The organism is Amycolatopsis sp. w19 (genome assembly GCF_051373225.1).
In the GTDB taxonomy this organism is placed as follows: Bacteria; Actinomycetota; Actinomycetes; order Mycobacteriales; family Pseudonocardiaceae; genus Amycolatopsis; species Amycolatopsis japonica.
Map to the genome: position 1 here is coordinate 158,487 of NZ_JBPQFM010000004.1, position 24,884 is coordinate 183,370.

At 69.0% G+C, this 24,884-nt stretch carries 20 protein-coding genes; 12 read left to right on the forward strand and 8 right to left on the reverse strand.

Features of this window, described 5'->3' with window-relative positions; all coding sequences use genetic code 11:
- Positions 1 to 5: 5 nt before the first annotated feature.
- From ACSMFO_RS11440 to ACSMFO_RS11455, 4 genes are all read right to left on the reverse strand, one after another.
- Complete coding sequence (locus ACSMFO_RS11440) at positions 6 to 893, reverse strand: hypothetical protein (protein ID WP_436458508.1); 888 nt, start codon at positions 891 to 893, stop codon at positions 6 to 8.
- Positions 894 to 974: 81 nt separating this feature from the next.
- On the reverse strand, positions 975 to 3,287 hold the full coding sequence (locus ACSMFO_RS11445; protein WP_436458510.1) for an FdhF/YdeP family oxidoreductase: 2,313 nt from the start codon (positions 3,285 to 3,287) through the stop codon (positions 975 to 977).
- A 44-nt stretch (positions 3,288 to 3,331) separates the two neighbouring features.
- Complete coding sequence (locus ACSMFO_RS11450) at positions 3,332 to 3,658, reverse strand: hypothetical protein (protein WP_038517248.1); 327 nt, start codon at positions 3,656 to 3,658, stop codon at positions 3,332 to 3,334.
- 29 nt (positions 3,659 to 3,687) lie between these two features.
- Positions 3,688 to 4,665 (reverse strand): hypothetical protein, encoded by a 978-nt coding sequence (locus ACSMFO_RS11455; protein ID WP_436458512.1) that lies wholly within the window; start codon positions 4,663 to 4,665, stop codon positions 3,688 to 3,690.
- A 107-nt stretch (positions 4,666 to 4,772) separates the two neighbouring features.
- Between ACSMFO_RS11455 and ACSMFO_RS11460 the strand changes: the two genes are divergently transcribed.
- Positions 4,773 to 7,406, forward strand: coding sequence for a valine--tRNA ligase (locus tag ACSMFO_RS11460; RefSeq protein ID WP_436458513.1), 2,634 nt, complete (start codon positions 4,773 to 4,775; stop codon positions 7,404 to 7,406).
- A 60-nt stretch (positions 7,407 to 7,466) separates the two neighbouring features.
- On the opposite strand, the gene ACSMFO_RS11465 is transcribed toward ACSMFO_RS11460, so the two are convergent.
- Both ACSMFO_RS11465 and ACSMFO_RS11470 read right to left on the reverse strand, forming a co-directional pair.
- Positions 7,467 to 8,342 (reverse strand): SGNH/GDSL hydrolase family protein, encoded by an 876-nt coding sequence (locus tag ACSMFO_RS11465; RefSeq protein WP_436458515.1) that lies wholly within the window; start codon positions 8,340 to 8,342, stop codon positions 7,467 to 7,469.
- A 107-nt stretch (positions 8,343 to 8,449) separates the two neighbouring features.
- Complete coding sequence (locus tag ACSMFO_RS11470; RefSeq protein ID WP_073846443.1) at positions 8,450 to 9,079, reverse strand: class I SAM-dependent methyltransferase; 630 nt, start codon at positions 9,077 to 9,079, stop codon at positions 8,450 to 8,452.
- 70 nt (positions 9,080 to 9,149) lie between these two features.
- Between ACSMFO_RS11470 and folC the strand changes: the two genes are divergently transcribed.
- From folC to ACSMFO_RS11490, 4 genes are all read left to right on the forward strand, one after another.
- Positions 9,150 to 10,826 (forward strand): bifunctional tetrahydrofolate synthase/dihydrofolate synthase, encoded by a 1,677-nt coding sequence (gene folC, locus ACSMFO_RS11475; RefSeq protein WP_073846444.1) that lies wholly within the window; start codon positions 9,150 to 9,152, stop codon positions 10,824 to 10,826.
- A complete protein-coding gene (locus ACSMFO_RS11480; protein WP_436458517.1) occupies positions 10,823 to 11,221 on the forward strand; it encodes a DUF4233 domain-containing protein in 399 nt (132 codons plus the stop codon). The genes folC and ACSMFO_RS11480 overlap by 4 nt, the downstream gene beginning before the upstream one ends.
- A gap of 10 nt (positions 11,222 to 11,231) precedes the next feature.
- Positions 11,232 to 13,457 carry a P-loop NTPase fold protein gene (locus tag ACSMFO_RS11485; RefSeq protein WP_436458518.1) on the forward strand — a complete coding sequence of 742 codons (2,226 nt, stop codon included), beginning with the start codon at positions 11,232 to 11,234 and terminating at the stop codon, positions 13,455 to 13,457.
- A 67-nt stretch (positions 13,458 to 13,524) separates the two neighbouring features.
- Positions 13,525 to 15,081, forward strand: coding sequence for an alkaline phosphatase D family protein (locus ACSMFO_RS11490; RefSeq protein ID WP_436458520.1), 1,557 nt, complete (start codon positions 13,525 to 13,527; stop codon positions 15,079 to 15,081).
- Here the strand turns inward: ACSMFO_RS11490 and ACSMFO_RS11495 are convergent.
- Positions 15,035 to 15,928, reverse strand: coding sequence for an NAD(P)-dependent oxidoreductase (locus ACSMFO_RS11495; protein ID WP_436458521.1), 894 nt, complete (start codon positions 15,926 to 15,928; stop codon positions 15,035 to 15,037). The two genes, ACSMFO_RS11490 and ACSMFO_RS11495, sit on opposite strands and share 47 nt — an antisense overlap.
- 112 nt (positions 15,929 to 16,040) lie before the next feature.
- Here ACSMFO_RS11495 and ACSMFO_RS11500 point away from each other — a divergent pair, with 112 nt between their 5' ends.
- From ACSMFO_RS11500 to ACSMFO_RS11515, 4 genes are all read left to right on the forward strand, one after another.
- The gene (locus ACSMFO_RS11500; RefSeq protein ID WP_038517231.1) at positions 16,041 to 16,388 is read left to right on the forward strand and encodes a winged helix-turn-helix transcriptional regulator; all 348 of its coding nucleotides are present in this window, start codon (positions 16,041 to 16,043) and stop codon (positions 16,386 to 16,388) included.
- A 64-nt stretch (positions 16,389 to 16,452) separates the two neighbouring features.
- Positions 16,453 to 16,863 (forward strand): nucleoside-diphosphate kinase, encoded by a 411-nt coding sequence (ndk, locus tag ACSMFO_RS11505; RefSeq protein ID WP_005158515.1) that lies wholly within the window; start codon positions 16,453 to 16,455, stop codon positions 16,861 to 16,863.
- A gap of 55 nt (positions 16,864 to 16,918) precedes the next feature.
- Positions 16,919 to 17,662 (forward strand): maleylpyruvate isomerase family mycothiol-dependent enzyme, encoded by a 744-nt coding sequence (locus tag ACSMFO_RS11510; RefSeq protein ID WP_436458523.1) that lies wholly within the window; start codon positions 16,919 to 16,921, stop codon positions 17,660 to 17,662.
- Between the two features lie 127 nt (positions 17,663 to 17,789).
- Complete coding sequence (locus tag ACSMFO_RS11515) at positions 17,790 to 21,134, forward strand: phosphodiester glycosidase family protein (RefSeq protein ID WP_436458782.1); 3,345 nt, start codon at positions 17,790 to 17,792, stop codon at positions 21,132 to 21,134.
- Positions 21,135 to 21,193: 59 nt separating this feature from the next.
- On the opposite strand, the gene ACSMFO_RS11520 is transcribed toward ACSMFO_RS11515, so the two are convergent.
- Entirely contained in the window at positions 21,194 to 22,204 is a 1,011-nt protein-coding gene (locus ACSMFO_RS11520; RefSeq protein WP_436458525.1) for a M14 family zinc carboxypeptidase, read from the reverse strand.
- A gap of 118 nt (positions 22,205 to 22,322) precedes the next feature.
- Between ACSMFO_RS11520 and ACSMFO_RS11525 the strand changes: the two genes are divergently transcribed.
- The 3 genes from ACSMFO_RS11525 to ACSMFO_RS11535 are packed head-to-tail and all read left to right on the forward strand — an operon-like array spanning position 22,323 to position 24,881.
- Complete coding sequence (locus tag ACSMFO_RS11525; protein ID WP_051972852.1) at positions 22,323 to 23,237, forward strand: ABC transporter ATP-binding protein; 915 nt, start codon at positions 22,323 to 22,325, stop codon at positions 23,235 to 23,237.
- On the forward strand, positions 23,237 to 24,052 hold the full coding sequence (locus ACSMFO_RS11530; RefSeq protein ID WP_016332383.1) for an ABC transporter permease: 816 nt from the start codon (positions 23,237 to 23,239) through the stop codon (positions 24,050 to 24,052). Before ACSMFO_RS11525 ends, ACSMFO_RS11530 begins: the two co-directional genes overlap by 1 nt.
- A 1-nt stretch (position 24,053) precedes the next feature.
- Complete coding sequence (locus ACSMFO_RS11535) at positions 24,054 to 24,881, forward strand: ABC transporter permease (protein WP_016332384.1); 828 nt, start codon at positions 24,054 to 24,056, stop codon at positions 24,879 to 24,881.
- Positions 24,882 to 24,884 lie beyond the last annotated feature (3 nt).

Sequence of the window (24,884 nt, forward strand, 5' to 3'; positions counted from 1 at the left end):
CCGCGTCACTCCCTCGGCGGGATCTTCCCGTTCTTCGCGACCGGAAGGCCGAGCTGAACCGGCTCGGTGATGACGGCCGCTTCGCTGGGAAGGTGGGACAGGACAGGGTTCAGGTGGGTCAGCTTCAGCGTGAGCGGTCCGACGACGCTCGGCGCCGTGCTGACGTCCGCCTTCGCCAGATCCAGCCACTGGACGGTGCCGAGCACCTCCGGCGGGATCTCGTCACCGCGTTTCGCCACCGGGACGCACAATTGCCGCGCGTTGCCGACCTTCACGTCCACCTTCGGCCGGTCGGCCAGCACCGGGTTGAGATGGCCGAGCGTCAGCGGGAACGGGATGGTCGGAATGCCGAGGACGCGCAGGGCATAGCACTCGAGATCGATGTGCCGCACGAACGACAGGATCTCCGGCGGCGGCAGCTTCCCGTTCTTCGCGACCGGGACGCACAACTGCTCCGGCGACAACATGGTCACGTGCGAATCCTGGATACCGAGCTTCTGCACGACGGTATTCAGATGGCTCAGTGTCAGCGGGAAGTCCACCGAGCGGCCTTCGATCCGGTAGCACGACAGATCCACCCAGCGGACGTAGTCGACGATCCCCGGCGGCGGGATCGCGCCGTTCTTCGCGACCGGCACGCACAGCTGCTGGCGTTCACCGAGTTTGACCGTCTCCAGCGGCAGTTTCCCGAGTACCGGGTTGAGGTGCTTGAGGGTGAGCTCGGTCGGCGGTGGTTTGTAGCCTTCGGTCTTGTAGCAGGACAGGTCGAGCTGGGAGACGAACGGCAGCGGCGGCGGTGCGCCCGCGGCGGCGGTGGCCGCGCCGGGCAGTACCGCGACGAGCAGGAGCGAGGCCAGGGCGGCGAAGCAACGCGAGGTCGATCTTCGTGACATGGCAAGGCCTTTCCGCGAAAGGGGTTGGCCCTTTCACGGTGGACCCCGTCCGGCGCCGCGCGGCACCGCCAAGCGGGCGGCCTAAGGTGCGGCCACCGGCTCCAGCCGCACCACGACCGCCTTCGACACCGGGGTGTTCGACTTGTCCGCCACCGAATCCAGCGGCACCAAGGCGTTCGCCTCGGGGAAGTACGCCGCCGCGCAGCCCTTCGCCGTCGGATAGGAGACCACCCGGAACCGCGGGGCCCGGCGGTCGCCGTCCCGCCATTCCGAGACCAGGTCGACCATCGCGCCGTCGGCCAGCCCGAGCTCGGTCAGGTCGTCGGGGTTGACCAGCACCACACGCCGCGCGTCCTCGATGCCGCGGTAACGGTCGGAAAGGCCGTAGATGGTGGTGTTGTACTGGTCGTGGCTGCGCATCGTCTGCAGCAGCAGCCTGCCTTCGGGCACCTGCGGATACTCGAGTTCGGAGACGGTGAAGTTCGCCTTGCCGTTCACGGTTCCGTTGAACTGCCGGGAATCGCGCGGAGCGTGCGGCAGGACGAACCCGTCGGGCTCGCGCACCCGGGCGTTGTAGTCGTGGCAGCCGGGGACGACGCGCGCGATCCGGTCGCGGATGAGGTCGTAGTCGGCGTGGAAGTCCCGCCACGGCACGGCGTGCCCGGCACCGAGCAGGGCTTCCGCGAGATGACAGATGATCGCGACCTCGGAGAGCAGATGCTCGCTGGCCGGGGCCAGCCTGCCGCGTGAGGTGTGCACCTGCGACATCGAGTCCTCGACGGTGACGAACTGCTCGCCGCCGGCCTGGAGGTCGCGTTCCGTGCGGCCGAGGGTGGGCAGGATCAGCGCCGTCCTGCCGGGCACGACGTGCGAGCGGTTGAGCTTCGTCGACACGTGCGCGGTCAGGGAGCACGACTTGAGCGCCTTCTCCGTGAGCTCCGTGTCCGGTGTGGCGGAAGCGAAATTGCCGCCGACGGCGAAGAAGACCTTGCCGTGCCCGTCCCGCATCGCGCGGATCGCGGCCACGGTGTCGTGACCGTGGTCTCGCGGCACCTTGATGCCGAACTCCGCGTCGAGGCTGTCCATGAACGACTCCGGCATCTTCTCCCAGATGCCCATCGTCCGGTCGCCCTGGACGTTGGAGTGCCCGCGCACCGGGCACAGACCCGCGCCCGGTTCGCCGATCATGCCGCGTACCAGCGCCAGGTTCGCGATCTCGGAGATGGTCTGCACCGCGTGCTTGTGCTGTGTCAGCCCCATCGCCCAGCAGTAGATGGTGCGCTTCGACGTCGCGATCATCCGCGCCAGCCGCTCGATCTGCTCACGAGGCAGGCCGGTCGCGGCGCCGACCTCGTCCCAGTCGATCTCCCGCAGATGCTTCGCGTAGTCCTCGAACCCCTCGGAGGACGACTCGATGAACGCGTGGTCGACGATCGTGCCGGGGGTCTCCTGCTCCCACTGCAGCAGGAGATGCCCGATCGCCTGGAACAGCGCGAGGTCGCCGCCGAGCCGGATCTGCGCGAACTCGTCGGCCAGCGGGGTGCCCTTGCCGACCACGCCGCGGACGTTCTGCGGGTTCTTGAACCGCATCAGACCGGCTTCGGGCAGCGGGTTGACCGCCATGATCTTCGCGCCGTTGCCCTTGGCCTCCTCCAGCGCCGACAGCATGCGCGGGTGGTTCGTGCCCGGGTTCTGGCCGACCACCACGATGAGGTCCGCCTTGTGGATGTCGGCGAGCGACACCGAGCCCTTGCCGATCCCGGTCGTGGCCGCGAGCGCCGCGCCGGAGGACTCGTGGCACATGTTGGAGCAGTCCGGCAGGTTGTTGGTGCCGTAGGAGCGCACGAGCAGCTGGTAGAGGAACGCGGCCTCGTTGCTGGTACGGCCGGAGGTGTAGAAGATCGCCTCGTTCGGGTCGCTCAGTGCCCGCAGTTCGTCCGCGACCAGCGTGAACGCGTCGTCCCAGGAGATCGGTTCGTAGTGCGAAGCCCCTTCGCGTAGCACGAACGGCTCGGTGATGCGGCCCTGCTGACCGAGCCAGTAGTCCGTCTTGTCCGCCAGCTCGTGGATGGAGTGCTGGGCGAAGAACTCACGGCCGACCCGGCGCTTCGTCGCCTCCTCGGCGACGGCCTTCGCCCCGTTCTCACAGAACTCGGCGAGCTTGCGGTGCTCGCCGTCGACCTCGCGCGGCTCCGGCCAGGCGCACCCCGGACAGTCGAAGCCGTCGCGCTGGTTCAGCAGGCGCAGCGTCTTCACGGTGCGCGCGGCGCCCATCTGCTCCATGCCGCGCATCAGGGAGACGGCGACACCGGGGATCCCGGCCGCCCAGCTCTTCGGTTTCCCGACCTCGAGCTGTGTCTCGTCAACGTCGTTCGCGGGTGCTTCGCGGGTCATGACCCCATCGTGCGCCTTGCCGTCTTCGCGCGCGACCGAGGGGGTCAGGCGTTGGTGACGATCCGGCTGATCTGCGCTTCGTCGAGCGGGAACCAAGGTGTCTCGTTGACGCCGCGTTCCTGCACCGCGTTCACCGTCACCGCGGCCACGACCAGCACGATCAGGCCGACGAGCGCCGCGATGCCCGGCCACCGGCTCGTCCCTGGCGCGGAGTAGCCGCCCCCGGAGGCCGCGGCGGCCTTCTGCTGCTTACGACGCTTCTTCTTGAGTTCCTTCTTCGCACCCAGCCAGGCGTCGCGTTCGGCGTGTTTCTGCCAGTCCGGATTCATCAGATCCGGATGGGTCTCGATCCGCCGGTCCTCTTCGTCCATCTCGGTCCTCTTCCCCAGGATTCGGCCGACTACCCGCAGGTGTCCAGCGACGGCAGGGGTTTCGTCGGGTCGTAGGTGGCGACCTCGTCGGCGACGGGTGGGCCGGCGAGAGGTCTGTCCTTGTCAGCGTACTGGGGCGCGAGGATGCCGGTCTTGATCGCGTCGCAGGCCATGCGGGAGCGGTAGCCCCTGCCTTCCCCGAAGGAGAGCCCGGCGTCGGCCTTCGCGAACGGCGGTGCCTTGCGGATCACGTAGTCCTGTTCGTCGCGGACGAACGGGACGATGTCCATCGGCGACAGTGCCTCGCCCGGACGCGCGTCGAAGGCGTACGCGGTGGTGTAGCTCGCGTGGACGACCAGTTCGCCCTTGCCGCCGGACTTCGCCGTCAGCGCGCCGGTCATCCGCGGGGGAGCCTTCGACAGCTCCTGCGGCCCGATGAGGGTCAGGTACCGGTTCTTCTCGACGGTGGGACCGCTCGTGAGCATCTGCTGGATCGCGGTGCGCTCGTTAGGGGCCAGCAGCGCGAGCAGCTCCGAACCGTCGTGGTCCCGCAGCGCCCGGGATCCGAGCCGCGCGGCCGCGATGGCCTCCGTCACCTTCCGGTACGCGGCGTCGACCTCCTGCGCGCTGAAGCCACCGACGGCCTGCCCCGGCGGCACGGTGATCCCGGCCGTCCCCTCGCGCCAGTTCGCGGCGGGAGTGCGGTCGAAAGGCCGGTCGAGGTCGACCCCGGTGAGCACCGGGGCCGCCTTCGGAGGCTGCGGCCCCGGACCCGAGCTGCCCCGCATCTGGTGCACGACGAGCGCCGCGGCCCCGAGCAACGCCACGGTCCCGGCCACGAACAGGACCACGACGACCTTGCGGGTCATCCGGAACCGTCGGCGCGGACGCTGTTTCCGGCGCCGTTTGAGCTCCTTTTTCGCGCCGCGCCGAGCGTCGCGCTCGGCGTGCTTGCGCCATTCCGGATCCATCAGATCCGGATGCGTCTCCAACCGCGCGTCCTCCACGAACCCGCCCCTCCCCAGTGCGTCACGACATCCCCTCATCGGCTGGGAACGGCGGGCGTTACGGCCGGTGAGGAAGTCGCTAGAGGGGGTTCGTAGACTTGTCAACTGTGACCGAGAACGCCCAGCCGCAGCAGACCGACCTTCCGGGTACCTGGAACCCGGCCGACGAAGAAGCCTCGCTCTACCAGCGTTGGGTAGACGCCGGCTACTTCACGGCCGACCCCACGTCGGACAAGCCGCCGTTCACGGTAGTCATCCCGCCCCCGAACGTGACCGGTTCGCTGCACATCGGGCACGCGTTCGAGCACACCCTGATCGACGCCATCACCCGCTATCACCGCATGCTCGGCGAAGAGACGCTGTACCTGCCGGGGATGGACCATGCGAGCATCGCGGTCCACGCGCTGGTCGAGAAGCAGCTCCGCGCCGAAGGCACCAGCCGCCGCGAGCTCGGCCGCGAGGCCTTCGTGGAGCGTGTCTGGCAGTGGAAGAACGAGCACGGCGGCAAGATCCTCGCCCAGATGAAGCGCCTCGGCGAGGGCGTCGACTGGACCCGTGAGCGGTTCACCATGGACGACGGCCTGTCCAAGGCCGTCAACACGATCTTCAAGAAGCTCTTCGACGACGGCCTCATCTACCGCGCCGAGCGCCTGGTCAACTGGTCGCCGGAGCTGCGGTCGGTGCTGTCCGACGCCGAGGTGAAGCACGAAGAGGTCGAGGGCGAGCTCGTCTCGATGCGCTACGGCGACGGCGAGAACGCGATCGTCGTGGCCACCACACGGATGGAGACGATGCTCGGCGACACCGCCGTCGCGGTCCACCCGGACGACGAGCGCTACACCCACCTCATCGGCACCGAGGTCGAGCTGCCGCTGACCGGGCGCAAGATCCCGATCGTCGCGGACAAGCACGTCGACCCGGAGTTCGGCACCGGCGCGGTCAAGGTGACCCCCGCGCACGACCCGAACGACTTCGAGATCGGCCAGCGGCACGACCTGCCGATGATCACGATCATGGACGAGCAGGGCCGCATCGACGGCACCGGCACCGAGTTCGACGGCATGGACCGCTTCGAGGCCCGCGTCGCGGTGCGGGAGAAGCTGCGCGAGCAGGGCCGCATCGTCGCGGAGAAGCGTCCGTACCTGCACAGCGTCGGGCACTCCGAGCGCTCGAAGGAGCCGATCGAGCCGCGGCTTTCGCTGCAGTGGTTCGTCAAGGTCGGCCCGCTCGCGAAGGCCGCCGGCGACGCGGTGCGCGACGGCCGCGTGAACGTCCACCCGCCGGAGATGGAGAAGCGCTACTTCGACTGGGTCGACAACCTGCACGACTGGTGCATCTCGCGCCAGCTGTGGTGGGGCCACCGCATCCCGGTCTGGTACGGCCCGAACGACGAGGTCGTCTGCGTCGGACCGGACGAGGAGCCGCCCTCGGGCGAGGGCTGGACCCAGGACCCGGACGTCCTCGACACCTGGTTCTCCTCGGGCCTGTGGCCGTTCTCCACCCTCGGCTGGCCGGAGAAGACCCCGGACCTGAACAAGTTCTATCCGACGTCGGTGCTGGTCACCGGCTACGACATCCTGTTCTTCTGGGTCGTGCGGATGATGATGTTCGGCCTCTACGCCACCGGCGAGGCGCCGTTCAAGACCATCGCGCTGCACGGCATGGTCCGCGACCAGTTCGGCAAGAAGATGTCGAAGACCGCGGGCAACGGCGTCGACCCCATCGAGTGGATGGACTCCTACGGCACCGACGCGCTGCGGTTCACCCTCACGCGGGGCGCGAACCCGGGCACGGACGTGCCGATCGGCGAGGAGTGGGTCGCGGGCTCCCGGAACTTCACCACGAAGCTCTGGAACGCCACCAAGTTCGCGATGATGAACGGCGCGGACGCGAACGCCCCGCTGCCCCCGGCCGCCGAACTCACCGAGGCCGACCGCTGGATCCTCGGCAGGCTCGGCAACGTCGTCGAAGAGGTCAGCGGATACCTGGCGGACTACCAGTTCGCGAAGGCCACCGACACGCTCTACCAGTTCACCTGGACCGAGCTGTGCGACTGGTACCTGGAGCTGTCGAAGGTCCAGGTGTTCCAGGGCGACGAGGCCCGCGTGACGGCGACGCGCGCGGTGCTGGGGCACGTGTTCGACACCGTGCTGAAGCTGCTGCACCCGTTCATCCCGTTCATCACCGAGAAGCTGTGGACGGCGCTGACCGGCCGCGAGTCGCTGGTGATCGCCCCGTGGCCGGTGGCCGACGCCTCGTACGCCGACGCCGTGGCGGACAAGCGGATCGCGGACGTGCAGAAGCTGGTCACCGAGGTGCGCCGGTTCCGCGCGGACCAGGGCCTCAAGCCCAGCCAGAAAGTGGCCGCGCGGCTGTCCGGCGGCGGATTCGCCGAGCTCACCGGGCACGACGAGCCGATCCGCGCGCTGGTCCGGCTCACGCAGCCGGAGGAGGGCTTCGCGCCGAGCGCGTCGCTCGAGGTCGGGCTGTCGGCCGGTGTGGTGACCGTCGAGCTGGACCTGTCCGGCACGATCGACGTCGCCGCGGAGCGCAAGCGCCTGCAGAAGGACCTCGGCGCGGCGGAGAAGGAACTGGCGCAGGCCGAGGCCAAGCTCGGCAACCAGGCCTTCATCGACAAGGCGCCGGAGCCGGTGATCGGCAAGATCCGGGCCCGCAAGGAGACCGCGGTCGCGGACATCGAGCGCATCAACGCCCGGTTGGCCGCCCTGCCCGCCTCCTGACGAACGCTAGGAACGGTCCTTTCCTCGCAAAATTTGCAAGGAAAGGACCGTTCCTTGCATTCAGCGGAGGTGACGGAGGATCACTCCGGTCACGCCCGCCATCCCCGTGCGGTACGGGTGGTAAGCCGCCGCGGCGAGCAGCTTCGTGTGCTGCCCGTTGATCCACGCGGCCCCGTTCGGCGCGCAGGCGTCGTGCCCGGCGGACGGTCCGAAGGTGTCGATGAAGGTCGCCTTGCCGTCGGCCGCGACGGCCTTCTCGATCGCCGAGTTCAGCGCCTTCTCGACGTCGTTGAGCCAGGCGTAGTCGCCCTCGGCGAAGGGCAGGATCTTCGGGCAGTAGCCGCGTTCCGGCGCGATCCTCGGGTAGCCGATGACGAGCACGTCGGCCCGCGGAGAGCGGGCATGGACTCCGGCCAGCACCTTCTCGACGTTCTTGCCGGTGTCGGCGATCTTGGCCTTGATGGTGTCGACACCGCCGACGGTGAACCGATCCTGGCACGGGTTCCCGGTGGGATCGCTCGCGCGCAGTGACGGGCAGGTGCCGACGAGCGTGCCGAAGACGCCGTAGTCGTTGCCGCCGATACCGACCGTGACCAGGTCGGTGTTCGCGCGCAGGGCACTGAACTGGGGTGGATTGCTGCCGAGGGTCACGCTTTGGCGTTGCGTCATGTTGGTGGTGTCGGCACCGCCGCAGCTGATGTCGGTGAAGGAGCGGACCCGCAGCGCCGTGGCGAGCATCGACGGGTAGTTCTGCGTCGACTTGCCGCAGAAGAGCGGGTCGAGGCGGGGGAGCGGGATGAGCGGTCCGGAGGTGTAGGAATCACCCAACGCGACGTAGTTGCGGTAGGACCGCGTGGTGGCGGTGGCCGCCGTGGCGGAGGCGATCAGCAGGACGACGGTCGAGACGGCCGCGAACAGGACGCGTCTGTAGCGCATGAGGACCCCGATCTCCGGACTGGATGGCCTCTCAAAAATGAACCGGATCCGGCCCGGTCGGCGCCGCCGATCGAGTGGTCGAGCCTCGGTTTCACCCGCTTGGGGTGTCACATCGGGTGATCGTCTTCCGGTCTGCGGTAGACCAGCAGATAGCGGTAGAAGAGCAGGTTCCGGACTTTGCTCCCCGGCAGCAGGCCGGCCGCGTCGCGCCGGATCCGGCTCATCGGCGGGAAGGTCTCCACGATCGGCGCCGTCGGCAGCGGGTCGGCGCCGCCGTTCAGCCGCTCACCCGCGTAGACGACCACCCTGGCCAGCGCGTTGACCGGTGAGGCCACGAGAGCGCGCGCGTAGTCGGCGACAGTGCTGGGTCTGCCGAGGCCGAGGACGGCGAGCACACCGCCGGGGACCAGCGCGTCACGCAGCCTGGTGACCGTGTCGAACGGCACATGGTGCAGCATCGCGAGACAGGAGATGAAGTCGTACGCCTCGTCCGGCAGTTTTTCGGCGACCACGTCGGCCTGCCGGTACGAGATCGTGCCGGGGCCGGGCGAGCCGGCGGCGCGGGCGAGGTCGATCATCGGACCGGACCGGTCGATCGCCTCGACGTGCATCCCGGTGGCCGCGAGCCGCCGCGCGAACCGCCCGCTGCCGCAGCCCACGTCCAGCGCCACGCCGGGGCCGGGAGGCAGCTGGTCGAGCAGCAGCGGGTGATAGTGGTCGTTGTGGTTGAACCCCATGCGTCGAGAGTGCCAGGAAAAGCCGCACGTAGACTCGGCGTGACAGGCAGCAAGGGTAAGAGGAGAGTTCGTGCCGCGAGGTGACGGCCGGGATTCCGAAGATTTCAGGGAATCCCCGGACCTGGCAGATCTGGACAGTTTCGCCGGTGTCGACGAATTGGGGGCCCGCGCCCACGATCCGTCCGACGACACCGACCCGGATCTGGACGCACCCGACGCCGCGTACCAGGCGGGCGGCGGCGCACGGGGCGGTATCGGCGGGATCGGGCAGCTGGGGGACAACCTCGCGCTCGGCCCCGTGCCGGACCTCGTCGCCCCGGAGGACGTGGAGCTGCACGAACTGGACGACCAGGGTGACGAGTTCGCCCCGTCCGACCCCAACGGGCAGCAGGCGCGCCGCGAACTGCTCGCCGTCGAGGCCGAGCTGAACCAGCGCTGGCCCGAGACGAAGATCGAGCCGTCCCTCGCCCGGATCGCGGCCCTGGTCAATCTCATGGGTGAACCGCACCGCGGTTACCCGGTGCTGCACGTCGCCGGGACCAACGGCAAGGGCTCGACAACCCGGATGATCGACGCGCTGCTGACCCGCATGGGCCTGCGCGTCGGCCGGTACACCAGCCCGCATCTGCAGCTGGTCACCGAGCGGATCGCGCTCGACGGCGCCCCCATCTCCGCCGCCGCGTACGTCGACCTGTACCGCGACGTCGCGCCGTACGTGACCATGGTGGACAACGCCGGTGGTCAGGACGCGGTGCCGATGAGCAAGTTCGAGGTGCTGACCGGGATGGCGTTCGCCGCCTTCGCCGACGCGCCCGTCGAAGCCGCGGTCATCGAGACCGGGCTCGGCGGCTCCTGGGACGCCACCAACGTCGTGGACGGCGACGTCGCTGTCATCACGCCGATCGGCGTCGACCACGTCGAGTACTTCGGCGGCTCTCCGGCGAAAGCCGCGGTGGAGAAGGCCGGGATCATCAAGCCCGGCAGCGTCGTGGTCATCGCCGAGCAGGAGCCCGAAGTCCAGAAGATCCTGCTGGAACGCGCCATCGAGGTCGACGCGAGCGTCGCCCGCGCGGGCAGCGAGTTCGGTGTGCTGGAGCGCGAGGTCGCCGTCGGCGGGCAGATGCTGAAACTGCAGGGCCTCGGCGGTGTCTACGACGAGATCTTCCTGCCGCTGCACGGCGCGCACCAGGCCGCCAACGCCGCTCTGGCGCTGGCCGCCGTCGAAGCGTTCTTCGGCGCGGGCAAGGACAAGCAACTGGTCATCGAGGCCGTCCGCGAGGCCTTCGCCGAGGTCGAGACCCCCGGCAGGCTGGAGCGCGTCCGCGCCGCCCCGACCGTGCTGCTCGACGCCGCCCACAACCCGCACGGCGCCAAGGCGCTCGCGACCACCGTCGCCGAGGAGTTCGCCTTCCGCCGCCTCGCCGCCGTGGTGAGCGTGATGGCGGAGAAGGACGCCCGCGGCATCCTGGACGCGCTCGAGCCGGTGGTGTCCGAGATCGTCGTCACCAAGAACTCGTCCCCACGCGCGATGCCGCTCGACGAACTCAACGACGTCGCCATCTCGATCTTCGGCGAAGACCGCGTCGTGGCCGAGCCCAGCCTGGACGCCGCGATCGAGACCGCCATCGGCCTCGTCGAGCAGAGCGACGACCCCGAAGAACCGCTGGCGGGCGGCGGCGTGCTGGTCACCGGCTCCGTCGTCACCGCGGGCGAGGCCAGGACCCTGTTCGGTAAGGAGCCGGCGTGACCGACGAGACCCCGAAGCCGCCCGCCAAGGACCCGATGAAGTCCTTCCGCGGGGTGATGGCCGGTTCGCTGATCATGGAGGGCATCACCGTCGCGCTCGCGCTGCCGGTGGTGGCGAAACTCGGCGGCGGGGTCGGTTCGCTCACCGGCTGGTCGGTGATCGTGATCGCGGTCGCGCTGATCGTGCTGTGCGGTTTCCTGAAGAAGCCGTGGGCGGTGCCCGCGGTCCTCGTGCTGCAGGTCGCGCTGATCGCTTTCTTAGTGGCGCTGCCAGCCGTGGCGATCCTCGGGGTGATCTTCCTCGGGATCTGGCTGTGGCTGCTGTGGCTGCGGCGGGACGTGGCGCGGCGGATGGCGGCGGGGACGTTGCCGAGTCAGCAGCAGCAACCGCAGTAGAGTTCTCCGGGTGGCCCGGAAAGCGCTGATCGTCGCTTGTTCGAAGTTCGACGACGACCGCCTGGCCGATCTGCCTGAGCTCCCTGCACTGGCCGCCGAACTCGCGGCTGTGCTCGGTGACTCGACCATCGGGCGCTATGAGGTGACGGTGGCTCTCGATCCGACCGCGCTCGAATTCCGGCGGAGGATCTCGCGATTGTTCAAGGACGTGGGTCCTGCCGACACGGTCCTGTTGTACATCGGCGGACACGGCATGAACACGGCACCGGGTGGGTTGCGTTTCGCGGCCTCGGACACCCGGTTGTCCAGTCCTGTGGTCAATTTCGTTCCCGCCGAGCTCGTCGAAGACCTCCTGGATCACACGTCGTGCGGTAACGCCGTAGTGGTCCTGGATTGCGACCACGCGGAGCTGTTCAGGTCACCGCGCCCGCTGAGGCCGACCTTCGCCAGATTGATCGTGGCTTCCGAGCCAGTGGCCAGCCGGGGGATGCTCGCCGATTTCACGGCCACCCTGATCGAGGGCCTGCGGACCGGTATCGCGGACCTCGGCCTTGACGGTGTGATCACCGGAGAAGACCTTTCCCGATATCTGGTGGATTTCACTGGGCAACGGCCACCCGCGGTGATGTGGGCCGGTCCGCTCGGCGAGCTCCATATCGCCGATAATCCCTCGTCACGAAGGCAGAAATCCGACCTGCCACCGCTTCCCGGCGCTGCGGCGGAAGTGCGGCCGGACGCCGACGTGGATTGGACGAGCGACTCACCCGCCCGTGATGATCTCCTGCACAGGGAGGATCTCGCCGCCCTCCTGGCCGATCAGCTGATCGAGATTCAGCTGAAACAGCCGGATTCGTCGTTCCTCGTGCACCTCGACGGGGCGTGGGGGACAGGCAAGAGCACGTTGCTGAACTTCATACGCCCCAACCTGGAAAAGAACTTCTTACTTGTCGAGTTCGATGCGTGGCGGCAGGCCAGGCTCGCGCATCCGTGGTGGACTTTGCTCACCGCAGCGCGAGACGAGATCGCCGCTGATCTGGGCTGGTGGCGGGCGAAGGTGCTCCGGGTGCGGGAGAGCTTCAACCGGGTCCGCAGAACCGGTGCGCAGTACGTGTTCGCGCTCGGGGTTCTGGCGTTGTTCGCCGGTGGGCTGGCCTTCTGGCTGTGGCCCGCCAAGGGGACGGCCGCGGGATGGAACGAGGCCGCCAAGGTCGTCACCGCCGTCCTGGCGGCGACGATTCCCCTGTGGACCGGGTCGCTCATCGCGAGCCGCTATCTGCTGTGGAACTCCGCTCGCGGCGCGAAGCTGTTCGAACAATCCGGAACCAACCCGATGACCGAGGTCTCGGCGCATTTTTCGTGGCTGCTTGGGCGGTCGAAGAAACCGGTGGTCTTCCTCGTCGACGATCTGGACCGGTGCGGACAAGAACAAGTGGTCGACCTGCTCGACACCGTGCAGACGCTGTTCCGCGACAGTTCGCGGCAGGCCCCGTTCTTCGTGGTCGCGGCTGACGGGGCATGGCTGCGAAAGAGCTACGAAACCAAGTACACGACCTTTGACGAATGCGTCGCACGACCCGGTAAACCGTTGGGCTATTTGTTCCTCGACAAGCTTTTTCAGCTCACGGTGCCGATGCCTTTGGTGACTTCCTCGCTGCGCAAGCTCTACGTCGACCGGCTGTTGCAAGTCGCCGATCCTGCGGATGCGCAAGTCGCAGCCGAGGTCGATTCCCTGCGGGAACGGCTGACGTCCGATCGTGGACAGGAACGTGAGATCCTCGAACTCCTAGACGAGTCCTCCTCGGCCGCCAAAGCCGAAGTCGTCGGCGACGCGGCGCGGGCGCTGTACCAGCCGGGCACGCGGAAGCGGACAGAGCACGCGCTCCGGAAGTTCGCTCCGCTGCTCGGCGACAATCCGCGCGGGATGAAGCTGTTTGTCAACACCTACAGCGTTTTCCGGGCGATCAGGACCCTGGAAGGCAACACCGTCGGGACCGACACACTGGCGTTGTGGTGCATCGTCCGCGTCCGCTGGCCGGATCTTTTCGATCATCTCCAGGCGAATCCGCCGGCTGTCGCCGGGGTGCTGGATCCGATCCTTGTCGGTGACCATTTCCCGGAGCGGCTACAGGACGTCGCGGCCTCGGCGGAGGTGCGCGAGGTCATGGCGTCGCCGATGGGCGGGCCGCTGTTCGAGGATCGGATCAAGCAGTGCTGCGGCGATCTCGGCGGGGACTGACTAAGCGTTCATCACCGCGCAAACCGCCGTTGGCCCACCGGCCGTGGCCGCGGGATAGAACCGCGCCATGACCGCAACCCACCACAACCGTCGCACGCTGCTCAAAGCCGGTCTCACCGGCGCCGGAGCGGTCGCGGGCGGCCTGCTCGTCCCGGGAACCGCGACCGCGAACCCGGTTCCGCTGCTCCGCCGTGACCGCCCGGTGCTCACCCACGGTGTCCAGTCCGGCGACGTCACCACCGGTTCCGGCATCGTCTGGTCGCGCGCCGACCGGCCGTCGCGGCTGATCGTGGAGGTCTCCCGGGATCCGTCGTTCCGGCACGCGCGCCGCGTGCGCGGTCCGGTGATGAGCCCGGAGACCGGCGGTACGGGCAAGGTCCGTGTCGCGGGTCTCATGCCGGGGACCGAAGTCCACTACCGCGTGACTGCGGAAGACCTCGACGGCCGCACTCGCAGCGAGGCCCTCACCGGCCGCTTCACCACCGCCCCCGTCGGCCGCTCCGACGTCCGGCTGCTGTGGTCCGGTGACGTCGCCGGGCAGAACTGGGGCATCAACCCCGAACTCGGCGGCATGACGATCTACCGCGCGATGGCCGAGCGCCGTCCGGACCTGTTCCTCCATTGTGGAGACACGGTCTACGCCGACGCGCCGCTCACCGAGACAGTCGCGCTGCCCGGCGGGCGGGTGTGGCGCAACATCGTCACCCCGGAGAAGTCGAAGGTCGCCGAGACGCTCGACGAGTACCGCGGCCAGTTCGCCTACAACATGCTCGACGAGAACCTCAAGCGCTTCACGGCGAGCGTGCCCGCCTACGTCCAGTGGGACGACCACGAAGTCGTGAACAACTGGTATCCCGGCGAGATCCTCGACGACCGCCCCGAATACACCGAGAAGCGCGTCGACGTGCTTGCCGCGCGGGCGTTCCAGGCGTTCCACGAATGGCACCCGATCGACCGCCGCCAGGCCGTCGACGGCCGTGTGTACCGCAACTTCCGGCACGGCTCGCGCGCCGAGGTCTTCGTCCTCGACATGCGGACCTACAAGGACGCCAACACCGCGGATCAGACCAAGCCGGGCCGCATCCTCGGCGATCGCCAGGCCCGCTGGCTCGTCGACGCGCTCGATCGCAGCACCGCGACCTGGAAGATCATCCAGGCCGACCTCCCGATCGGCCTCACCGTCCCGGACGGCAAGGCCATCGAGGGTGTCGCCAACGGCCTGCCCGGCGCTCCTGGCGGCCGCGAGACCGAGCTCGCCTGGGTGCTGCGGGAGATCTCGCGGCGCCGGGTGCGCAACGTCGTCTGGCTGACCGCCGATGTGCACTACACCGCGGCGCACCACTACTCGCCGGATCGTGCTTCCTTCACCGAGTTCGACCCGTTCTGGGAGTTCGTCTCCGGCCCGCTCAACGCCGGCGCGTTCGGTCCGAACAAGCTCGACCCGACCTTCGGGCCGGAAGCGGTGTTCGTGCACGCCCCGCCCGCCGCGAACACCTCGCCCGCCGACGGCTTCCAGCACTTCGGCGAGGTGAACATCGACGGACGGAGCGGCGCACTCACGGTCGACCTGAGGGACGCTACGGGCGCGTCCCTGTGGTCGAAGACCCTGCAGCCCCAACGCTGAGCAGTTCCGTCAGCACCGCGATGCTGAGATCGCCGTGCCCGGCCTCGGCGGCCCGCCGCACGAGGTCGTGCATCGGCCGCTGCCAGCCGACGTCGACGCCTTCCTCGGCCAGCCCGAGGTCGGCGGCGGCGCCGGCGTGGAAGATGTTCACCGAGGCCGCCGGATCCGAGTAGTCGCCGCTGTCGATTTCCTTGGCGTACATCGGAAGCACCGAGATGATCATCTCGAACCATTTGGTGACGTACGGCAGGAGCGTCTCGGCTTCGAGCCCGCGCGACCGCAACGCGGCGGCGCCCTGGAAGAACCCGACCAGCGCGGGCAACAGGGTGCCGCCGACGGCCGTTTCGTACAGCGCCGCCAGATCGGTTTCCCCTCCGAGATGGACGGTGTCGCCGCCCAGCACCCGCAGCGTTTCCCGGTGCTCGTCGAAGACGGTCTTGTCGCCGCCGTAGTACAACAGCGTGTCCGGCGCTCCGACGGCCGACGGCACGTTCTTGATCGCGCCGTCGAGGTAGCGCGCGCCGCGACCCGCCGCCCATTCGGCCATCCGGCGCGCTTCCACCGGCGAGCCGCTGTTCAACGTGACCAAGGCACGCCCGGTCAATGAGGCCGCTTCCAAAGCCGCGCGAGTGTCTTCGTATGTCGTCAGGCAGGCGATGGTCAACGGGCTCGCCCGCACCGCGTCGTCGGCCGTCGCGGCCAGACGCGCTCCGCGTGCGACGAGAGGATCGGCCTTCGAGGCCGTCCTGTTCCACACGGTGGTCGGATGCCCGGCCGCGAGGAAGGCGCCCGCGAGGGCCGAGCCCATCGAGCCGAGGCCCACGACGGTCACCGGTGTCTTCGGCATTTTTCGCTCCAGTCAAAGGAAATCTTCGGGATGACTCCATGCTGGGCGGTCGCGTACATTCGATCAAGTACCTACTATTTTGCCGGGTACCGACAAAAAGGTAAGTGACACGATGACCAAGAACCGCACGTTCACCTGCGGCCTCGACGCCGCGATCGCCGTCATGGGCGGCAAATGGAAAGGGCTCATCCTGTTCGCGCTCCAAGACGGCCCGGTGCGCTTCGGGGAGCTGCGGCGCGCGGTGCCCGGCATCAGCGAACGGGTGCTGATCCTGCAGCTGCGCGAGATGGAGACCACCGGACTGCTGCATCGCGAGGTGTACCACCAGGTTCCGCCGAAGGTGGAGTATTCGCTGACGGAGTTCGGGGATTCCCTCAACACCGCGATGGCCGCGCTCGGGGAGTGGGGCGAGGAGCACCTCGAGCGCATCGAGGCCATTCCCTGGTCCGACGTGAAGTGAGCGGAGAAGCACCCAGTAGGCTCCGGGCGAATAGCACGAATCCCACCCAAGGAGAAATACCGCCGTGACTGAACGCACGCTGGTCCTCGTCAAGCCCGATGGCGTCGCGCGCGGCCTCGTCGGCGAGGTCATCGCTCGCATCGAGCGCAAGGGCCTGAAGCTCGCCGCCCTCGAACTGCGCACCGTCGAGCGCTCGGTCGCCGAGGAGCACTACGCCGAGCACAAGGAGCGCCCGTTCTTCGGCGACCTCCTCGAGTTCATCACCTCGGGCCCGCTGGTCGCGATCGCCGTCGAGGGCCCGCGCGCCATCGCCGCCTTCCGCCAGCTCGCCGGCGGCACCGACCCGGTCGAGAAGGCCACCCCCGGCACCCTGCGCGGCGACTTCGCGCTGGAGACCCAGTACAACCTGGTGCACGGTTCGGACTCCCCGGAGTCGGCCGAGCGCGAGCTCAAGCTCTGGTTCCCCGAGGTCTGACACACTCGTGGGTGGCGCGGGAAGACCGCGTCACCCACGGACCTGGGGGTTGTCGATGACACCGGACGAGTACCTGGCACGACTGCAGGAACTCACCGCCGGTTTCGCGCGGGTGGCGCGCACCGGGGACCACACCGCGCCCGTGCCGTGCTGCGGCGACTGGCGCCTGCGTGACCTGGTCGTCCACCTCGGCAATGTCCACCGCTGGGCGGCAGGGATCGTGCGCACCGGCGACCCCGCCCCGCAGATCTTCGAAGCCGAACCCGGCGCGGACCTTGCCGCCTGGTACCGCGAAAGCGCCGAAGACCTCATCGAGGCGCTGGGCGAGGCATCGCCCGAAGACGGCGCCTGGAACTTCACCGCCGCCGGCAAGACCAAAGCCTTCTGGTACCGCCGCCAGGTCCACGAGACCGCGGTGCACCTGCTCGACGCGCATCGCGCGGCAGGGACCGAATACACCCTGGACCCGTCCCTCGCCGCCGACGGAGTGGACGAGGTCCTCCTCGGCATGCTGCCGAAGGTGAAGCGCTGGCACACCCCGCCGACGGTCACCGTTCCGTTGCTGCTGAAGACATCCGACACCGGACACGCCTGGTTGATCACACCGCCGGGTGAAACCGATGTCCCCGGCTCGCGGCAGGCGGATCCCGTCGAAGCCGCCGGCGCCGTCGCCGCGGGGACCGCGGAAGCGCTGGACTTGCTGCTGTGGCAACGGATCGAGCTCGACGGGGCGGGCCTCGAAATCACCGGTGACGCCGCGGCGGCGAAGACCTTCCTCGCCGGGCCTTTCACACCCTGACCTTCGCGCCCTACGCCGTTCGGTTCACGTTCACCTCGGGGTCTTCTCCTGGCGGCTCGCGTCCGCTGTGCTGAGCGATGCTGCCTATCACTCGATCGTGGGGTACTTCGTGAGAAATTCACGCCTGTTGCTGCTCGCTGCCCTGCTGCCCGGATCGTTCGTCGCCGCACCGGCGTACGCCGATCCCTTGGCCGCTCCACTCGGCCCGGTGCCCGTCGAAGCCGCTCCGGCGGCCTCATCGGCGAAGGAGGGCCCGTCCGCGTACGCCGTGGCCGCGCCCGAAGACGGTCTCGTCACCACCAGCGCGACTTCGCGTGTGGCGCCGGGGCTGAGTCTCACCGAGTTCGACCGGTACGACCCGGCGGGCTGGATCCGCGGCGACACCCTCGCCGTCGATCTCACCAGCAAGACGCTCAAGCCGACGTACCTCAGCCCCGGCACGGTTTCCACGCGGACGCCGCTCTCGCAGCAGGTCGCCAGGGCCGGTGCGGTCGCCGGGGTCAACGGGGACTTCTTCGACATCAACGCCAGCGGGGCGCCGATCGGCGTCGGCGTCGACGCCGGGAAACTCCAGACGGCGCCCGCACGCGGCCACAACCTGACCGCGTCGATCACCGAAGAAGGCAAGGCGCGGCTCGCGGAGGTGTTCCTCGAAGCGTCGGTGACCCTGCCCGACGGCAAGGTCGTGCCCGCCTCGAACTTCAACAGCCCGGTGCTGAGCGGTGACGCGATCGGCGTCTACACACCGTTGTGGGGCGCGTCCTCGCGGCGGACCTCGGTCGCGGGCGCCCGGAGCGTCGTCGAGGTCGAGGTCTCCGGCGGCGTGGTCACCCAGGTGCGGCCGCAGCCCGCCGACGGCCCGATCGCCGCGGGGGCGACGATCCTGCTCGCCCGTGACGGCGGCGTCGACGCGTTGTCCGGCTTGAAGATCGGCGACAAGGTGGGCGTCGCATACGCGCCGAAGAGTGACGCGGGCAAGCTGTCGGTCTCGGTCGGCGGGAACAAGGTCCTGCTGCGTGACGGTGCGCTCCAGCCGGTCGACAACGTCGCCATGCACCCCCGGACCGCGGTCGGGTTCTCCGCCGACGGCACGAAGATGTGGCTGGCCACGGTCGACGGCCGTCAGGCGGACAGCCGCGGCATGACCGAACTCGAACTCGCCCGGCACATGAAGTCGCTCGGCGCGGACGACGCCCTCAACCTCGACGGCGGCGGTTCTTCGACGATGCTCGCCCGCGAGGAGGGCGAGAAGTCGCCGCTGGTGCGCAATGCGCCGTCGGACGGCGGGGAACGCCTGGTGCCCAACGGGATCGGCGTCGCCACCGTGCCGGGAAGCGGGCGGCTGACCGGATTCGCGCCCGCTCCCGCGCAGGACACCACGGACGCGTCGCGTGTGCTTCCCGGGCTGACACGGAAGCTCGTCGCGGGGGGCCACGACGAGACCGGTGCCACCGTCGACGCCCACGTCCAGTGGCTCAGTACCGATCCCTTCCGCGGCACCGTGACCGGTGGCGTGTTCACCGCGCACGCCGACCGGCTCCGGCCCGACGCGCCCGCGAACGTCGACGTCTTGGCGAAACGCGGCGGCGTCCTGGGCAAGACCACGCTGAACGTCCTCGGCTCACCCGTCCGGCTGGGCACGAGCACCGAGCAGGTCGCGCTGTCCGGCGAAGGCGCGAAGAGCACGTTCAAGGTCTTCGGCTACGACGCCGACGGTTATGGCACGTGGATCGAGCCCGACGACGTCAAACTCGACTACGACCCCGCCGTGGTGAAGATCGAGCCGTCCGGTGACGGGTTCGCGGTCACGGCGCTCAAGGCGTCGGGTGCTTCGGCGATCACCGCCACCGCGGGCGGGAAGGCGACGCATCTGGCGGCTTCGGTCGGCACGGAATCCCGGGTGGCGGCACCGTTGGACGGCCCCGCGGGCTGGAACGCCAGCGTCTTCCCGGCCGTCGTCGGCGCCGCGCTTTCCGAGGCGCCGGGCCGTGACGGTGGTCGCGGCCTCGCGCTGGACTACCGGCTGAACGGGACCAACGCCACGCGAGCGGCCTACGTCAATTCGGCGTCGCCGCTCCCGCTGCCGCCCGGCACCCAGCGTGTCGGCCTGTGGGTCAACGGCGACGCGAAGGGCGCTTGGCTGCGCGCGGAACTCCGTGACGCCGCCAACGTCCCGTCCGTCGTGGACCTGTCGCTGAGCGTCGACTGGACGGGCTGGCGTTACGTCCGCGCGGCGATCCCGGCCGGGCTCCCCGACGGGCAGCGGCTGACGAAGTTCTACGCCGTCGAGAACGTCCCGGACCAGCAGTACGAAGGACGGCTGGTCTTCGACGACCTCACCTTCGAGGTCGCGCCCGCGGCAGCCGTCCCCGCCGACCCGGCACCGCGTGACCCGGCGCTGATCACCGACGGCGTCGCGACCGGAGGCCTGCGGATCGCCGTGGTCAGTGACGCGCAGTTCACCGCCGACCAGCCGAACGGCCCGCTGGTGGCCCAGGCGCGCCGCGCGCTGCGCGAGGCGGTGGCGGCGAAACCGGATCTCGTGCTGATCAACGGCGACTTCGTCGACCGGGGCACGGCCGCCGATTTCGTGCTGGCCCGCTCGATCATCGATGAGGAACTGGTCGGCAAGGCGCCCTGGTACTACGTCCCGGGCAACCATGAGGCCGACGGCGGGCACGGGCTCGCGGAGTTCCAGGCGGCGTTCGGGGAGACCCATCGTGTCGCCGATGTCGCCGGGATCCGGCTGGTGCTGATGGATTCCTCGCGCGGATCGCTGCGCGCGGGTGGATTCGACCAGATCCGGATGCTGCGCGAGGCACTGGACGGGGCGAAGGCGGACCGGCGGATCCGCGGCGTGGTCGTCGCCATGCACCATCCGGTGAAGGACCCCGGCGCAAGCGGGAATTCGCAGCTGGCCGACCGCAAGGAAGCCGCCATGCTGACCGGCTGGCTGACCGCGTTCGAACGCGAGTCGGGCAAGCAGGCGGCCGCGATCGCTTCGCACGCGGGCGTTTTCAGCCTTTCGCGGGTCGACGGCGTGCCGTATCTGGTGAACGGCAACTCCGGGAAGTCGCCCGCGGCGGCGCCGGGTGACGGCGGTTTCGTCGGCTGGACGATGGTCCGGTTCGAGCCGGGGGACAAGGCGCAACCCGTGCGGTTCGAGACGCGGCCGAACGTCGACGCGCTGACGCTGTCCGGTCCCTCGTCGCTGGCGCGTGGGGAGAAGGCGGACGTCCGGGCCGTGGTGACGCAGGGAGCGCGTCAGGTGCCGGTGTCGTACCCGGTCAGCGCGGACTGGAAGGGCGGCTGGGGCACGCATGTGGCCGGCGGATTCCTGCCCGCGATGCCGTGGGACGTCGCGTCGTTCGATCCGGCGAGCGGGGTGCTGACCGCGCTGCGACCGGGGACGGCGAACCTCACGGTCACCGTCAACGGGGTCACGAAGAGCCTCTCGGTCACCGTCCGCTAGCGCTATGAAAGGTCCTTTCCTTGCAAATTTCGCAAGGAAAGGTCCTTTCATTGCACGCGTCAGGCGGCTTCGTGCGCCTCTTCGACCGTACCCGGCAGCGCCGGACCCCGCGGCGGGATCGCGTCGGCGTCGGCCGGGTCCACCGTCCGCACCGAACCGTCGGCCGCGGCCCGCGCGATCGCGAGCATCGAGGCCCGCGCGTCCTGGATCTGCTGCTGTTCCCGCTCCGGGATGAGGCTCAGCTCGATCAGCACGCTGCCGTTGCCGAGCAGCCCGTATCCGTTGCGCGCGATGCCCTGGTAGTCGCCGCCGGGGTACTGCGAGACGTAGCCGCCGTTACCGTCGATCGACCGCTGCACCACGACCGCGATCTGCTTCGCGAAGTCCACATCGGACGGTTTCACGCCCGGATGTGTCGGCCACATCGTGGAAGCCGTGATCTCCTTGCCCTTCGCGTCCTGGTAGCGGCCCTGCATGTGGTAGTCGACCATGATGTCCGGCTTGAACGACGCGTTCCGCCGCTGGATCAGGCCCGCTTCGGTGGCCGGGTTGTCCTTCGGCGCCACGGCCGGATCGTGGTAGCGGTTGATGTCGTACCCCTTGCCCTTCTCACCGTATTCGGGAGTGGCGTCCGGGTCGTAGTTGTAGCGCCAGTCGCGCTCGTGCCCGTCGGGGTTGGCGCGCACGACGATGTCGACGGTCACCTTCGCGAGCAGTTTCCGCGCCCACGCGCTGTTCCCGACGCCGACCTCGCGCAGGAACTCGAGCGCGGCGGGCGTGCCGAGCGGCTCGTCGCCGTGCTGCTGGGTGACGTACTGGATCCGGGTCTTGCCGTGGCCGACCCTGGCCGCCCACACCGGACGGCCCTCGTTGCTGCGGCCGATCTTGTCCACGCGGATCTTGCCGTGGCTGAGCGCCGCCAGCTTGTGCAGTTCGAAGGCCAGCTTGGCGGTGGACGGCCGCGGGTCCACAGTGGCCGCACGGGTCTCGGCCGCCTGCGCGGTGGGCGCCACCAGGAGCCCGGCGCTGACAAAAACGGACAACAGGGCGATTTTGGGCTTGAGACTCATGGTCGGTGAGTATCGACGAGAGGGCAACGGCCGACAAGAGCCCGGATAAACCGGTCGAATTTTGTCGGTGGCAGGTCCTAGGGTGCCTACCGTGGGTGACTCGGAGCACGAACCGGCGATGGTGCAGGCGAAGGCGTTGGTCAAGCGTTTCGGCGATTTCGAGGCCGTACGCGGGATCGACGTCGAGGTCCGCCCGGGGGAGGCCTTCGGCTTCCTCGGGCCCAACGGCGCGGGCAAGTCCTCCACCATGCGGATGATCGCGAGCGTCTCCCCGCGCACCGACGGCGACCTGCGGGTCCTCGGTATGGATCCGGACGTCGAGGGGCCGAAGATCCGCGCCCGGCTCGGCGTGGTGCCGCAGCAGGACAACCTCGACACCGAGCTCACCGTCCGGCAGAACCTGCAGATCTACGGCCGCTACTTCGGGCTTTCCCGCGCGCACGTGCGGAGCAAGGCCGAGGAGCTGATGGAGTTCGCCCAGCTCACCGACCGGGCGAACGCGGAGGTCGATTCGCTCTCCGGCGGGATGAAGCGGCGGCTGACCATCGCGCGGTCCCTGGTCAACGACCCGGAGCTGCTCCTGCTCGACGAGCCGACCACGGGTCTCGACCCGCAGGCCCGGCACCTGTTGTGGGACAGGCTGTTCCGGCTCAAGGCCGGCGGGACCACGCTGATCATCACCACGCACTACATGGACGAAGCGGAACAGCTCTGCGACAGGCTGGTCGTGATGGACAACGGCCGGATCGCCGCCGAGGGCTCGCCCGCGGACCTGATCAGCCGGTATTCCACCCGCGAGGTCGTGGAGCTGCGCTTCCCGAACGGCGAGCAGGAGGCGGCCGCGAAGCGGATCGAAGGCCTCGCCGAACGCGTCGAGGTGCTGCCGGACCGCGTCCTGCTCTACACGATGACCGGTGAGGCCACCCTCGAACAGGCACACGCCCGCGGGCTGCGTCCGCTGTCGAGCCTGGTCCGCCGCAGTTCGCTGGAGGACGTCTTCCTCCGCCTCACCGGCCGGACGCTGGTGGACTGATGACCACAGCGCAGACGAAGGCGTCGACGGGCCGCGTGGTCTCGCGCTGGGCGGGAGCCTGGCTGCGGGTCGAGGGCCATTGGATGTGGTACCGCCGGTACTGGGTGTCCACTTTGTACTCGACGGGCCTGCAGCCGGTGCTGTTCCTGGCCGCGATGGGGCTCGGTTTCGGCTCGCAGGTGCAGGCGGGCGCCGCGACGGGCGGCTTCTCGTACCTGGAGTACGTCGCCCCGGCGCTGCTCGTGGCGGGTGCCGCGCAGCTGGCGGTGGGGGAGTCGAGCTATCCGGTGCTGTCGGGTTTCAAATGGCAGCAGGACTACATCGCCGTCACCGCCACCCCGATCACGCCGGGGCAGGTGCTCGGCAGCCAGATCATGTGGGTGAGCCTGCGGCTGACCCTGGCGGGCACGATCTACGCGGTCATCGCGGCGCTCTTCGGTTCGTGGACGAGTTTCGGCGTGCTCGCCGTCATCCTCATCGGCACGCTCACCGGCATCGCGTGCGGCACCCCGGTGATGGCGCTGGCCGCGACCACCTACGACGAGGGCACGCGGTTCGGTCTGGTGTTCCGGTTCATCCTGATCCCGATGACGTTGTTCTCCGGCACGTTCTTCCCGATCAGCGAACTGCCGGCCCCGCTGATGTGGATCGCGTGGATCTCCCCGCTGTGGCACGGCAACGAGGCCGCCAGGGCGGTCAGCCTCGGCACCGTCGGCCCGCTCGCCACGCTGGGCCACCTCGCCTTCCTGGTCGTCCTGGCCGGGGTGGGCTGGGCGCTGGCGCACAAGTACTTCTACCGACGGCTGGTGGTCTGAAATGGCGGTGCTCACCGAAGCCCCGCGTCGCGGGGTGCTGCTGCGGATCCTGCCGTCCGCGCTGTACAGCGGCCGGTCGACGGCGGTACTGGAGCGGACCTTCCTGACGTACTCGCACGCCTGGATGCTGTTCGTGTCCGGCGTCTTCGAGCCGCTGTTCTACCTTATGGCCTTCCAGCTCGGCTTCGGCAAGCTCGTCGGCGAGGTCGTCGGGCCCGGCGGCCAGGCGATGAGTTACGTCGCGTTCGTCGCGCCCGGCCTGCTCGCGGCGTCGGCGATGAACGGCGCGATCCTCGACTCGACGTACAACCTGTTCTTCAAGCTGAAGTACGCCAAGCTGTACGACGCCATGCTCGCCACCCCGATCGGGCCGCTGGACATCGCGCTCGGCGAAGTCGGCTGGTCGGTGCTGCGCGGCGGGATCTACTCGGCGACGTTCCTCGGCGTGATGACCGTGATGGGGCTGCCCGGGTCGTGGTGGGCCCTGCTGATGATCCCGGCGGCGCTGCTGATCGCGATGGCGTTCTCGGCCATCGGCATCGTGCTGGTGACCTTCCTGCGGTCGGTGTCGCAGTTCGACTACATCAACCTCGTGCTGATGCCGCTGTTCCTGTTCTCCACGACGTTCTACCCGCTTTCGGTGTACCCGGCGGGGATCCAGTGGATCGTGCAGATCTTCCCGCTGTACCACGGCATCGAGCTGATGCGCGGGCTCTCGGCAGGCGTCCTGTCGTGGGGCATGGCCGGGAACGTGGCGTACCTGGTGGCGCTGGCGGCGGTCGGGATCTACGCGTCCTCGAAGCGGTTCGGCAAGCTCCTGCTGCGCTGACCC